Annotated in this window: 11 protein-coding genes and 1 pseudogene; 7 read left to right on the forward strand and 5 right to left on the reverse strand. The window is 69.8% G+C overall.

All coding sequences use genetic code 11. The annotated features are described in order from the left end of the window. Positions 1 to 20: 20 nt before the first annotated feature. The 4 genes from AC3IYI_RS05025 to AC3IYI_RS05040 all read right to left on the reverse strand — a co-directional run bounded on the left by AC3IYI_RS05025 (position 21) and on the right by AC3IYI_RS05040 (position 4,025). Entirely contained in the window at positions 21 to 944 is a 924-nt protein-coding gene (locus AC3IYI_RS05025; protein WP_489409052.1) for an NADP-dependent oxidoreductase, read from the reverse strand. A gap of 42 nt (positions 945 to 986) precedes the next feature. Beyond that, the gene (locus AC3IYI_RS05030) at positions 987 to 1,415 is read right to left on the reverse strand and encodes a nitroreductase family deazaflavin-dependent oxidoreductase (protein WP_489409053.1); all 429 of its coding nucleotides are present in this window, start codon (positions 1,413 to 1,415) and stop codon (positions 987 to 989) included. A gap of 205 nt (positions 1,416 to 1,620) precedes the next feature. Beyond that, positions 1,621 to 2,196: an NADPH-dependent FMN reductase gene (locus AC3IYI_RS05035; RefSeq protein WP_489409054.1), complete on the reverse strand. Its 576-nt coding sequence runs from the start codon at positions 2,194 to 2,196 to the stop codon at positions 1,621 to 1,623. A gap of 113 nt (positions 2,197 to 2,309) precedes the next feature. Then, a complete protein-coding gene (locus tag AC3IYI_RS05040) occupies positions 2,310 to 4,025 on the reverse strand; it encodes an MFS transporter (RefSeq protein WP_489409055.1) in 1,716 nt (571 codons plus the stop codon). 266 nt (positions 4,026 to 4,291) lie between these two features. Between AC3IYI_RS05040 and AC3IYI_RS05045 the strand changes: the two genes are divergently transcribed. The 6 genes and pseudogenes from AC3IYI_RS05045 to AC3IYI_RS05070 all read left to right on the forward strand — a co-directional run bounded on the left by AC3IYI_RS05045 (position 4,292) and on the right by AC3IYI_RS05070 (position 9,412). Continuing rightward, positions 4,292 to 6,961, forward strand: coding sequence for a winged helix-turn-helix domain-containing protein (locus AC3IYI_RS05045; protein ID WP_489409056.1), 2,670 nt, complete (start codon positions 4,292 to 4,294; stop codon positions 6,959 to 6,961). A 69-nt stretch (positions 6,962 to 7,030) separates the two neighbouring features. After that, complete coding sequence (locus AC3IYI_RS05050; protein ID WP_489409057.1) at positions 7,031 to 7,279, forward strand: hypothetical protein; 249 nt, start codon at positions 7,031 to 7,033, stop codon at positions 7,277 to 7,279. Between the two features lie 156 nt (positions 7,280 to 7,435). Continuing rightward, entirely contained in the window at positions 7,436 to 7,972 is a 537-nt protein-coding gene (locus AC3IYI_RS05055) for a YceI family protein (protein WP_489409058.1), read from the forward strand. Positions 7,973 to 8,045: 73 nt separating this feature from the next. Continuing rightward, a pseudogene (locus AC3IYI_RS05060) lies at positions 8,046 to 8,222 on the forward strand (SDR family NAD(P)-dependent oxidoreductase); the annotation flags it as partial. Positions 8,223 to 8,328: 106 nt separating this feature from the next. Continuing rightward, the gene (locus AC3IYI_RS05065) at positions 8,329 to 8,412 is read left to right on the forward strand and encodes a hypothetical protein (RefSeq protein WP_489411891.1); all 84 of its coding nucleotides are present in this window, start codon (positions 8,329 to 8,331) and stop codon (positions 8,410 to 8,412) included. A gap of 103 nt (positions 8,413 to 8,515) precedes the next feature. After that, positions 8,516 to 9,412, forward strand: a complete 897-nt coding sequence (locus tag AC3IYI_RS05070; protein WP_489409059.1) for an oxidoreductase — start codon at positions 8,516 to 8,518, stop codon at positions 9,410 to 9,412. A gap of 220 nt (positions 9,413 to 9,632) precedes the next feature. Here the strand turns inward: AC3IYI_RS05070 and AC3IYI_RS05075 are convergent, their stop codons facing one another. After that, positions 9,633 to 10,835 carry an IS110 family RNA-guided transposase gene (locus AC3IYI_RS05075; protein ID WP_489409060.1) on the reverse strand — a complete coding sequence of 401 codons (1,203 nt, stop codon included), beginning with the start codon at positions 10,833 to 10,835 and terminating at the stop codon, positions 9,633 to 9,635. A gap of 213 nt (positions 10,836 to 11,048) precedes the next feature. Here AC3IYI_RS05075 and AC3IYI_RS05080 point away from each other — a divergent pair, with 213 nt between their 5' ends. Further along, positions 11,049 to 12,884: a glycoside hydrolase family 15 protein gene (locus AC3IYI_RS05080; RefSeq protein WP_489409061.1), complete on the forward strand. Its 1,836-nt coding sequence runs from the start codon at positions 11,049 to 11,051 to the stop codon at positions 12,882 to 12,884. Positions 12,885 to 12,993: the final 109 nt, after the last annotated feature.

Raw genomic sequence — 12,993 nt, forward strand, 5'->3', positions numbered from 1 at the left:
CGAACTTCTGCGGAGCAGCACTACGGCCTGAGGACGATCTTGCCGTGGGTGTGGCGGTGTTCGAGCTCGGTGTAGGCCTCGCGGACTTGCGCCAGCGCGTAGACGTTCGCGATCGGCACCTCGAGGTGTCCGTCGGCGATCAGGCCGGCAAGCTCGGCGAGTACCTTGGCGCCCGGCCCGGCCGCGACGCCCCCGTCGGTCTTCACCCCGTGCTTCTCGGCGGCCTCGAAATCGGCGATGGTGTCGATCCGATCGGTCGCGACGCCGAGGGCGAGGGCCAGCTCGACGTACCCGTCGCCGAAGGTGTCGATGAAGGCGTCCACGCCGGTGGGCGCGGCGGCCCTGATGCGGTCCGCGACGCCCTCGCCGTACGCGACCGGGATCACGTCGTGGCTCTTCAGCCACTCGTGGTTGCTCTCGCTCGCCAGACCGATGACCGTGGCCCCGGTACGGCGCGCGAGCTGGACGGCGAGCGAGCCGACTCCCCCGGCGGCTCCGGAGATGACGACGGTCTCGCCCTCCTTGGGCTGGACGGCGTGCACCGCCCCCCATGCGGTGACGCCGACGACGTACAGGCTGCCGGCGACCTCCCATGAGACCTTCTCCGGCTTCCGCGTGAGGTCACCGGCCTCGACCAGGACCAGCTCGGCCTGGGAGGCCCGCTTCTGGTTGAATCCGATCACCTCGTCGCCGGGCGAGAATCCGGCAACCCCGGCGCCGGCCTCCTCGATGACCCCGGCGAGGTCGCTGCCCTGCCCGGACGGGAACGTCGAGGGGAACAGGTCCGCCAGCGCCCCCGTGCGGATGACCGCCTCACTGGGGTTGATGCCGGCCGCTTTCACGCGTACGAGGACCTGCCCGTCCCCGGGCACCGGGCGTTCCACCTCGTCGACCCGCAGCACGTCGATCCCGCCGAACTCGTCGTACCTGACCGCCTTGGGCATGGTCTCTCTCCTTCGACTCGCTGAAGCTGACGGGGGTGTGGGCTACGCCCGCCGGAGTTCGAGCACGGGAATGATGCGGATTCCGGCAGTCCGGCGTTCGTACTCGGCAAAGCCGGGGTAACGCCGCGCTTGCTCGGCGTAGATGCGGTCGCGTTCGGCGCCCGTCAGTTCGCGGACGGTCACCTGATAGGTCGCGGTGCCACGTTCGACGGTGCCCTCACCGGCGGCGGTCAGGTTGCGGTACCAGTCCGGGTTGGTGGGTGCTCCGCCCTTGGTCGCGAAGACGTAGACGATGTCCGGCGCGGTGTCGTGCGGAAGGTACATCATCGGGTTGACGTGCTCCTGACCGCTCTTGCGGCCGCGGTGATGGACGAGGACGATCGGAGCGCCCTCGAAGACCCCGCCGGCCCTGCCCTCGTTCGCTCGGAACTCTGCGATGGTCTTCGCGTTCCGGTCGAGTGCTTCGCTCATGTCGAACTCCTGTCGTTCACGATCCGGGTTATGCCCCGGGAGGTTGAGCTGTAGGGACAGGGCGGGCTCTGCCTTGCGCCACGCGGTTCCGCGAGCGCCGCTGCCCATCGACGCCGCTGGCCGCAGGGAAGGCTGACTGCCGCAGGATCGCTTCGAGGCCCTCTCCTGTTCGGCGCACATGGGTGAACAGGGCCCGGCGGGCGGTTCAGGCTACGGCGGCCGAGGCCGTGCGCAGCGGTGCGAGCGCGGCGGTCCAGGCGATGACCTGGTCGAGCATCGTGTCCAGGGCGGGCAGGTTGTACTCGCCGGGCTTGAAGACGCTGAAATTCTCGAATTCGGTGATCATCGACAGTGCGACCTGCTGGCGTACGTCGGCCATCTGGAGCTCGGCGGCGACGGCGCGTAGGTGCTCGACGGCCCGGACACCGCCGACCCCGCCGTAGGACACGAAGCCGACCGCCTTGTTGTTCCACTCGGCGTAGAGGAAGTCGAAGGCGTTCTTGAGCACGCCGGGGATGCCGTGGTTGTACTCGGGTGTCACGATGACGAACCCGTCGAACGACGCGATCTTGGCCGCCCACTGCCTGGTGTGCTCGTTCTGGTACTGGCCGAACATCGGCGGCATCGGCTCGTCGAAGTGTGGCAGGGGGTGGTCGCGGAGGTCGATGAGCTCGAACGCGGCGTCGACGCGGCGCGAGGCGATGTCGATCACCCACTTCGCCACCTGTTCGCCGTTGCGGTTGGGGCGGGTGCTGCCGAGGATGATGCCGATCTTGAGCATGACGTTTGCCTTCTCATCTGCGGCGCTTCGTCGCGGAAGCGCGTTGTCTGATAGATCGCATGCTGCGCTCATACTCTCGAGCGTCTGAAGTTCCGGTGGTAGCGGCGCGTCGGCTAGCAAAGCCGGCAAGGACGGGCCGCCGCAGCGAGGGCGGCTCGGTCATCCTGCCGCTGCACAGTCACGGGCTGTTGTGCCACGGGCTGCGATACGGCGGGCTGCGGCGCCATCTCCGGCAGCGCCGGGACGGCACCGGACAGTTCCTGGCGCGGGACCCGGATGGTGGTGATCGCGATGAGCAAGCCGAGCAGCCCGATCCCCGCGGCGACCAAGAACGCACGGGAAAAGCCGACCGTCAGCGCGTGGTCGTAGATGGACGCAGGCGCGGGCGTGCCCGGCTTCGGCAACGGCCGGCCCGCCTGCGCGACCTGAGTCCGCACGCTGTCCGCAGTGGTCGTCCAGGCGACGGTGCCGAGCAGAGCGAGCCCGATTGCGCCGCCGACCTGCTGGGCGGCGTTGAGCAAGCTGGAGGCGACACCGGAGTCCTGCTCGGCAACCTCGTGCAGGGCGACCAGGGCCAGCGGAACGAACACCAGGCCGAGCCCGAGCGAGCTGACGAGCATCGGGCCGAGTAGCTGGCCGGCGTAGCCGGCGTGCTCGGTCAGCATGGAGAACCAGAACATCCCACCCGCGACCGCAGCGGTGCCGGCCACGATCAGCGGCCGTGAGCCAAACCGCTGCACCAGCCGCGAGGCCAGCGCGGAGGCGATCACGACCCCGATCGCGAACGCCAGGTACGCGATGCCCGTCCGGATCGCGCTGTAGCCGAGGACGTTCTGTATGAAGAGGGTGAGGAAGAAGAACAAACCGAAGAGCCCGGTGGAGACGCACAGCATGATCAGGTAGGCACCCGACCTGTTGCGGTCGGCGAGCACCCGCATCGGAAGCAGCGGGTGCGAGCTACGCCTCTCGACCAGCACGAACGATACGAGAAGCACCACGGATGCGGCCAGCGACGCCATCACCTGCGCGTCACCCCAATGCGATACCCCGTCGGGCCCCGTGGCGGCCTTGGACAGGCCGTAGACCAGCAGCGCGACGCCCCCGGTGCCGGTGATCGCGCCGGCCACGTCGATGCGGCCCGGTCGGCGGGGCGATTCGGTCAGCATGCGCGGCGCCGCGGCCGCCACCAGGATCCCGATCGGGACATTGACGAACATCACCCACCGCCACGACGCGTAGGTCGTCAGTATGCCGCCCAGCAGCAGGCCCACCGCGCTGCCGGCGCCGGCCATCGCCGCGTAGACGCCGAACGCCCTGTTGCGTTCCCCGCCTTCGGGAAAGTTGGTGGTGATCAGCGCCAGGGCGGTCGGCGCGATCACCGCGCCGCCGACTCCCTGTACCGCCCTCGCGGTGAGCAGCCACGTCTGGCTGGTGGCGAACCCGCCGAGCAGCGACGCCGCGGAGAACAGGAGCAGGCCGAAGACGAACATCCGCCGCCGGCCGAGGATGTCGCCGGCGCGGCCGCCGAGCAGGAGCAGGCCGCCGAAGGTGACCGCGTAGGCGTTCACCACCCACTCCAGGCCGCTGCCGGAGAAGCCGAGCGCCTTCTGGATGTCCGGGAGGGCAACGTTCACGATGGTCGCGTCGAGCACGACCATGAGCTGGGCGGTGGCGATGACCAGGAGACCCAGGCCGAGGCGGTGGTCCCGGCCGTCGGCCGGGGCGGAGGGTGAGGCCGCCCGCCCGGTCTCGGATCGCGCCGACCGGGTGGTGGGCGCGTAGTCGGGCAGGTCGGAGGCGCTGCCCGCGCCGGAGGCTGGCGAGGTCACGGTATCTCCCCTGGATCTCGGAGCACGTCCCTGGCGGCCGTGCGAGCTTTCGCTACGGGCCCAGGCTCGCTGCCAGTCGGGTGAGATGCCGTCACCCGATCCCGGTGATTGCCCGGCTGCGCCAGCGTGACACCGGGTGATCGGGGGTTCGCGCGCAGTCGTCAGTAGGTGCCGCTAGCCTGGTACCGACGGGAAAGGCGCCGGAGCTGGGTGACCGGCGCCAGGGTGTCGGGCGTGGATAGCGTGGATAGCAAGGCGGGCCTTTAATGGTGCCTCCAACAGCTCCCCGGCTGATCGACCGGGACGATCTCGTCGCTGCCCTGGATCACGCGGCGGCGGGCAAGGTGACGGTCATCTCGGCTCCGGCCGGCAGCGGGAAGACATCACTGCTGCGCGCCTGGGCCGACCGGCCGGGTCAGCCACGTCGGCTCGCCCTCGTGCAGGTGCCGCGCGGCCAGCAAGACGCCCAGCAGTTTTGGCTGGCCCTGCTCGGTGCGGTCCGTCACGCCACCGGCGCCGACGGCAACGCGGGCAGCGGCGCGGCACTGCCCGCAGCGACGCCCGACTTCGACGCGTCGGCGATGGTCGACCGGGTGTTGTCGGAGCTGGCCGACGCCCACGGCGGCGTCACGCTGGTCATCGATGATCTCCACGAGCTGCTCTCGCCAGAGGCCCCCGCTCAGCTCACCCGGCTGCTGACCGGCCTTCCCCCGCAGACGCACGCGATACTGGCCATGCGTCACGATGTCCGGCTGCGGCTGCACCGGCTGCGCCTGACGGGCGAGCTCGCCGAGATACGCGCGGCGGACCTGCGTTTCTCCGAGCGGGAAACCCGCGAGCTGCTCGACGCCTCGGGCATCGCGCTCTCCGACTCCGGAGCGGCGCTGCTGCACCGGCGGACCGAAGGGTGGGCCGCGGGCCTGCGGCTGGCGACGCTCTCCCTGGTCGGCCATCCCGACCCCGAGCGGTTCGTCGCGGAGTTCTCCGGCAGCGACCGCACGGTCGCCGAGTACCTGATCGCCGAGATGCTCGAACGCCAGCCGCCCGACGTCCAGGATCTGCTGCTGCGCACCTCCCTGCTGGATCGGGTCAACGGCGAGCTGGCCGACCTGCTGACCGGCCGCCCGGGCTCGGAACAGGTCCTGCTGAGTCTCGAAGACGCGAACGCGTTCGTCGAATCGCTCAACCCCGAGCGCACCTGGTTCCGCTACCACCACCTGTTCGCGGATCTCCTGAGGCTGGAGTTGCGCCGGACGCTGCCCGAAGAAGTACCCGCACTGCACCGGCGCGCCGCCGGATGGTTCACCTTGCAGGGCCAGGTGGCCGAGGCCGTCCGGCACACCCAGGCGGCCGGCGCCTGGGCTGACGCGGCCCTGCTACTGGCCGACCATGCGTTCAGCCTGACGCTCGACGGGCAGGCGCAGACCATGCAGGCGCTGGTGCGGGCCTTCCCACCGGGCGAGGACCTCCCCGAGCTGGCCCTGGTGCGCGCGATGGGTGACCTGGTCCAGGGGCGCCTGGACGAGGCGGCCGCGCATCTAGCGGTCGCACAGACGTACGCCGCGACGACGACGCCGGAGCGCCGGCGCCGCCTCGGGGTGGCGATCGCGTCGCTGCAGCTGTCACTGGCCAGACGGCGAGGTCACCTGGCCGGTGTCGTCGAGAACGTCAGGTTCCTCGACTCCCCGGTATCCGGGCAGTCCGACGAGGACATCGCCTTGGGCAGCGACCTGCGCGCGGTGGCGCTGATGAATCTGGGGACGGCCGAGGCGTGGTCGCTGGGGTTGCCTGACGCCGTACGCCACCTCCGGGAGGGCGCCGTGCTGGCCCGGGAGATCGGCCGGCCGTACCTGGAAGTGGGCTGCCTCGCGCAGCTCAGTTTCGCGTACATCTTCCATGGTGCTGATATGCCGAAGATCGATGCGTTCGCCACGACCCAGCGACGGTGCCGCGAGGCGATAGAGCTCGCCGAACGGTACGGCTGGGGCACGGAACCGGTGATCGCACCCGCGCTGATGACGCTCGCCGGCACGATGGTGTGGCTGGGTGAGTTCGACGAGGGCGAGCGGTGGTTGCGGCGCACCGAACGGGCTCTGCGAACAGACACCGGGCCGGACATCAGGCTGCTGCTGCACCAGACGGCCGCGATGCTGCACGCCGGTCGCGGCCGCCGCCGCGAGGCGCTCGATGAGTTCGGCGCAGCCGAACATCTGGTATCGCGGTTGGAGGGATCATGGGCGCTGGCGACCCAGATGACCGGCTGGCTGCTCGCCACGCAAGCCCGCCTCGGGCTGCCCGGCGAAGCCCGCTCCGCCCTCGCGGCGCTCGATGACGAGCGAGTCGGCTCCGGTGAGATCCGCAACGCCCGTGCGGCGATCTGCCTCGCGGAAGGCGATCCGGCCGGAGCCCTGGATGCGTTGCACGATGTCCTCGGTGGCACGGCACCGGTCCTCGGTTACGTCACGGTCATCGAGGCGCACCTACTCGCCGGGCTCGCCCATCGTGAACTCGGTGACCAGCGCGCGGCGAACCAGGCGGCGGAACAGGCGCTGGACCTGGCGGAGTCCAACCGGCTGGTCCTGCCATTCGCGATGACGGACTCCCAAGAATTGCTGGAGGCACTCCCCCGGCACCAGACAGCACATGGCGCGCTGCTCGCCGACATCCTGGATGTCCTGCACAACTCATCCCCGGCGGCCAAAGAGCAGTCCTCACCACCGCTGGCGGCGGAGCTCAGCCCGGGCGAGCTCAGGGTGCTGCGGTATCTGCCGACGAACCTGTCCCGGCCCGAGATCGCCGGCGAACTGTCCGTCTCGCTGAACACCGTCAGCACGCACCTGCGCAGCATTTACGCCAAGCTCCAGGTTCGTAACCGGTCCTCGGCCGTGCGGCGCGCCCGGGAACTGCGGCTGCTGGCCGCGCACCATACGCGCTAGCCAGCCCCCTGTGCAGGTCACCGGATCCGGGTGGTGCGGGGTCACCTTCCCACCGGTGATCATGGCGTCATGGACCCGGCACCCGCCCCCTACCTGATCCGGATCAACGGGCACCTCGGCGCCACCGTGCTGTCCGCGTTCCCGGCCATGACGCCGCAGCGGCACGGCGCGCATACCGTGCTCACCGGGCTCCTGGACCAGTCCGCGCTCTACGGCGTACTGGCCGAGATCGAGGCGCTCGGCCTGGACCTGCTCGAGATCCGAAAGCTCACCCCGCACCGCGAATCACCAGGATCCGGTGACCGCCGCTCACCGTGACGGCCACTACCGTCGGGCGCGTCTGTTTCGCTACGGGAAGGCGCTCCCCTGACCAGCACCCCCGTGCGCGACCCGCTCGCCGGCCATCTCATCACGCCGGACAACACAGCGCTCCTGCTCATTCTGACTTGAATGCTCAACTCACAGGAGGTCGTCATGACCACCGCCACGCCGGAGCCTGGCCAGTACATCATCGACGTCCCCGGCTCCCGGATCACCTTCACCACCAGGCATCTCTTCGGCCTGGGCATGGTCCGCGGCAGCTTCAGGCTGCGCGGCGGCACTGTCTCGCTGGCCGACCCGTTGGCCGGTTCTCGGGTGGACGCGGTCGTCGACGCGACCAGCTTCGAGACCGGCAACAAGAACCGGGACCGCCAGGTCCTGTCCAAGACGCTGCTGGACACCGACACCTACCCGGACATCCCCTTCACATCGACCGCTGCGGAGCTGGACCAGGCGGGCGCCTGGGTCCTCCAGGGCCTGCTGACCGCCCACGGCGTCCGCGCACCCCTCACCTTCACCGTGGCAAAGGCCCAGGTCGACGGGGACGAGATCGCCGTGGAGGCCACCGCGACCGTGGACCGCTACGCCCACGGCGTCACCAAGCTCAAGGGCATGGCGGCCCGGCACCTGCAGCTGACCGCGACCATCCGAGCCCGCCGCGCCACCGGCAGCCCTGCCTCGCGGGACTGACCCGCGCGCGGCGCCTGGTCCCCGCAGCTCTCAGCAGGTCACGGCCGCCGTGGGTGTGACCAGGAGGCCCCCCATGACAGAGAACAGCTTCTCCGCCCAGGACGCACCGTGGGCCACGCACCAAGGCCGCGTCGCCGTCGTAACCGGTGCCGCGCGCGGCCTCGGCGCCGCCATCGCCCGCGGACTGGCGCGCCGGGGCGCGACCGTCGCCGCGGTCGACCTGTCGGCCCCCGAGCAGACGTACGAGGAGATCCAGGAGGCCGGCGGCACGTGCGTTCCGTTGGTCGCCGACGTTTCCGACCCGGACCGAGCAGGCGATCAAACGCCGCGCCACGCCCGAGGACATTGTCGGCACCGTGCTCTTCCTCACCGGCGAGGACTCCGCCTTCGTCACCGCCAAGTTCATCGCAGCCGACGGCGGCTACACCCGCAACCACTGACTCGCCTCGCCCCAGAGGACCCGGACGGCGCTCTACGGAACACGGTCGGGGCTCAGCCAGAACCGCGCGCGACCTGACCGATCACCCCAGCGCAGGAGAAACCATGTCGGACCACCTGCACGTCATCGAATCCGCAGGGTCGTACGCTCTCGGCCCCTGGCACGTGCGCCGGATCGGATACGGCGCGATGCAGTTGGCCGGCGACAACGTCTTCGCCCCGCCACGAGACCACGACGAAGCGCTGCGCGTGCTGCGTGCCGCAGTCGACAGCGGCGTGAACCACATCGACACCGCGCAGTACTACGGCCCCGGCGTGGTGAACAAGCTCATCCGCGACGCGTTGCGCCCCTACGCGGCCGGCCTGGCGATCGTCAGCAAGGTGGGCGCCCGTCGCGATGCCGCCGGCGCGGTACTGCCCTTCGACGAACCACACGAGCTCCGCCAGGGCATCGAAGAGAACCTCGCCACCCTGGGCATCAGCCACCTGGCCGCGGTGAACCTGCGCATGATGGACCAGTCAACACCCGGCACGCGGTTCGACTCCCAACTGGCAGCCCTGATCCAGGCCCGCGAGGAGGGCTTGATCGACGGCATCGGCCTCAGCAGCATCTCGAAGCGGCACCTGCTGCGAGCGCTCGAGCAGACGGAGGTCGCCTGCGTCCAGAACCTCTTCAACCTCGCCGATCAGAGCTCGCTGGACGTGCTCCAGGAGTGTACGAACCGGGGCATCGCGTTCGTTCCCTTCTTCCCGCTCGGCTCGCCTCGGGGCGGCCGGAACCAGATCCTGACGAGCCCGGCGCTCGCGGCGCTGGGCAATCGGCTGCAGGCGACCCCCGCACAGATCGCACTCGCCTGGCTCATCGACCTCGCGCCCAACATCCTTCTCATCCCCGGAACCCGCACGCGCACTCACCTGGCCGAGAACCTCGACGCCGCGGGAGTCCAGCTTGATGAGGCTTCCAGAGCAGAGTTGGCCAGACATTTTCCGGCGACGCGCTAGCCCGCCGGAATGTTCGACGACCACGACTTCACCCCAAGGGAATGCCTATGACCAGCAGTGTCGCCGACCTCATGCGTCGCAACCTTCTCGACGTCTTCGACGAACGCGATCCGGACCGTCGAGCTTCACCAGACCCCCGCATCGAGTAGCGATCTAGCATGAAAAGCAGGGCTTCAACCCCAGGACCGCGCCGCACCGGCAGGGAGTCTCAATGACGAAGTCAAGCCGCTTGCGTGACCGGCGGGGCGGAGGTGAAGGCCCGGTTGTCACGCAGGAGTGCCCACAGGACACTGGCGCGTCGGCGGGCCAGTGCGATGACGGCCTGGACGTGTTTGCAGCCCTCGGCGCGCTTCTTGAGGTAGAAGTCACGGTTCGGTCCGTCGCGGATGATGCTGGTCTGCGCGGACATGGAGAAGACCCGCCGCAGGCGGCGGCTGTAGCGCTTGGGCCGGTGGAAGTTCCCGGTGCGGCGGCCGGAGTCGCGGGCGACGGGCACGAGCCCGGCCGCCGAGGCGAGGTGACCGGCGTCGGTGCAGGCGGCCAGGTCGCCGGCCACGACGACGAACTCGGCCCCGAGGAGGGGGCCCATACCGGGCAGCGACTCGATGACCTCCGCCTGCGGATGAGTGCGGAAGGTGTCGCGGATCTGCCGGTCGATCTTCTTGATCCGGTCGTCCAGGGCCAGGATCTGGGTGGCGAGATCGGCGACGATCTGCGCGGCGACGTCCTCGCCGGGCAGGGTGGTGTGCTGGGCCTGGGCCGCTTCCAGGGCGGCTGCCGCGACCTGGTCGGCACTGCGTACGTGGCGGTTTGCCAGCCAGGCCGTAAGTCGCGCATGGCCGCGGCGCCGCAGGGCGGCCGGGGTCTGGTAGCCGGTCAACAGCACAAGGGCGCCTTTGTGACTGCTGTAGTCGAAGGCCCGCTCCAGTGCGGGGAAGATGCCGGTCAGGACGTCACGGAGCCGGTTGATCAGCCGGACTCGGTCGGCCATCAGGTCGGATCGGTGGGTGGTCAGCAGCGCGAGGCCGGCGGCCAGCTGGGCCGGGACATCGATCGCGGTGAAGTCCCGGCGGTGGCGGGCGGTCTCGGCGATGACGTAAGCATCGCGGGCGTCGGTCTTCGCCTCGCCCCGGTAGGCCCCCGCCATGCGGTTGACGGTACGGCCAGGCACGTAGACGGCCCTCTGCCCGTGGGCCGCGAGCAGGGCCAGCAGCAGGGCCGAGACCGTGCCGGAGATGTCCACCGCCCAGTGGACTGCGTCGGCCAGATCCAGGATCTCGCCCATCGCGGTCAGGATCGCCGTCTCGTCGTTGTCGATCTTCTTCGACCACAGGGTCACGCCGCTGTTGTCGACCACCGCCGCCCAGTGGTGGCCCTTGCCGGCGTCGATACCGGCCCAGACCTGGTCTCGTTGCTCGTTCACTTGCCCCTCCTCGTGCCGCACGGCATGCCGTTGGCCCGAGGAACACCCCGCTGTCATCTCCGTAATCAGCGACCGCACATAGCGCGCACATCTCAATCAGCAGCCAGGGCGCCCCGAAGAGCCGGACGGCCACTCCCTGCGAGCCACGACTGGCAAGCCGTCATTAGCCACACCCGGCCCTCCCGGGCCGCCTAACAACTTACGGAGTCCGTCATGGCGTTCGACACGACTGGTTTCGAGCAGGCCGACAGCAGCCGCTACATACCGATCCCCGAACACGGCCTGATCGGCGATCTTCGAACGACCGCCCTTGTCGGCACGAACGGCACCATCGACTGGTACTGCTGCCCGCGCTTCGACGCGCCCAGCGTCTTCGGGTCCATCCTCGACGCCGACCGGGGCGGCTCGTTCGAGCTGGCCGCCGAGGTCCCGACACGCACCAGGCAGTTCTACTTCCCCGACACGAACGTCCTGATCACGCGGTTCTTCGCCGCAGACGGCGTGGCCGAGATACAGGACTTCATGCCCGTGGTCGACGACTCGCGCGAGGCGGCCCGGCACCGGCTGATCCGGCGGGTGATCTGCGTCCGCGGAACCCTCCCCTTCAGGGCGCGGATCGCCCCCCGCTTCGGCTACGGCGCCGAAGCGCACACCACGCACCTCGAAGGCCACCAGGCGGTGTTCCGCTCCCCATCCCTGACGCTCGCGCTGACCGCCACCGCACCCCTGGAGAGCGACGGCCTGGACGTGTGGTCGCACTTCAAGCTCCTCGAGGGCGAGTCCAACGTGTTCGCCCTCGACCAGATCGGCGACGACGTGGCCCCTCGGTCCTGTCCACGCGCCGAGGCGCAGGAGCAGGCCGAGGCGACGATCAGGTTCTGGCGTCACTGGCTGGCCGGTTCGCGCTACCACGGGCGGTGGCGGGAAACCGTGAACCGCTCCGCTCTGGTACTCAAGCTGCTCACCTACGCGCCGACCGGTGCGATCGTCGCCGCGCCGACCACCAGCCTGCCCGAGCAGATCGGGGGCGGGCGCAACTGGGACTACCGCTACGTCTGGGTCCGCGACGCCGCCTTCTGCGTCTACGCGATGCTGCGCCTGGGGTTCACCTCGGAGGCCGAGGCGTTCATGGGGTTCATCTCCGAGCGGGGCATCCTGCGGGGCACGGGGGAGAGCGGTCCGTTGCAGATCATGTACGGCATCGACGGGCGCACCGATCTGCCCGAGTACGAGCTTCCGCACCTGGAGGGCTACCTCGGCTCCGCACCGGTCCGGGTCGGCAACGCCGCCACCGGCCAGCTTCAGCTGGACATCTACGGTGCGCTGATCGACTCGATCTACCTGTACGACAAGTGGGGGCAGCCGATCAGCAGTGACCGCTGGGACGAGGTCGGTGCCGTGGTGGACTGGCTGTGCGAGCACTGGGACCAACCCGACGAGGGGGTGTGGGAGACCAGAGGGGGCCGGCGGAACTTCGTGTACTCGCGGCTGATGTGCTGGGTGGCGCTGGAGCGCGCGATGCGCATGGCGAACCGCCGCGGTCTGCCGGCGGACCTGCCCCGCTGGCGGGAGTCCCGGGACGCGATCTACCGGCAGATCATGCAGCGCGGCTGGTCGGCCCGTCGGGGCGCGTTCGTCCAGGCCCTGGACGGCGATGTCCTGGACGCCTCGCTGCTGATGATGCCGATGGCCAAGTTCATCTCGCCCACCGACCCCAAATGGCTCTCCACCCTGGACGCGCTCACCACGGACCTGGTCTCCGACTCCCTGGTCTACCGCTACGACCCGACCGCCAGCCCCGACGGCCTGCACGGCCCGGAGGGCACCTTCTCGATCTGCTCCTTCTGGTACGTGGAGGCACTGGCCCGCGCAGGCCGGCTGGAGGAGGCCCGGCTCGCCTTCGAGAAGATGCTCACCTACGCCAACCACCTCGGTCTGTTCGCCGAGGAGATCGGCCCGACCGGCGAACAACTCGGCAACTTCCCCCAGGCCTTCACCCACCTCTCGCTGATCAGCGCCGCCTTCAACCTCGACCGCGCACTCGGCTGACGCGGCACCGCCACCCGGACGCAGTGACCGACGCGCCCCTGGGTGGAGCAAGATCCGGGCCGTGCACGGGCCAGCGTGATCGTCGGTCCACCGCGCTTACCAGCAGACA

The organism is Streptomyces sp. GL_148, assembly GCF_057834205.1.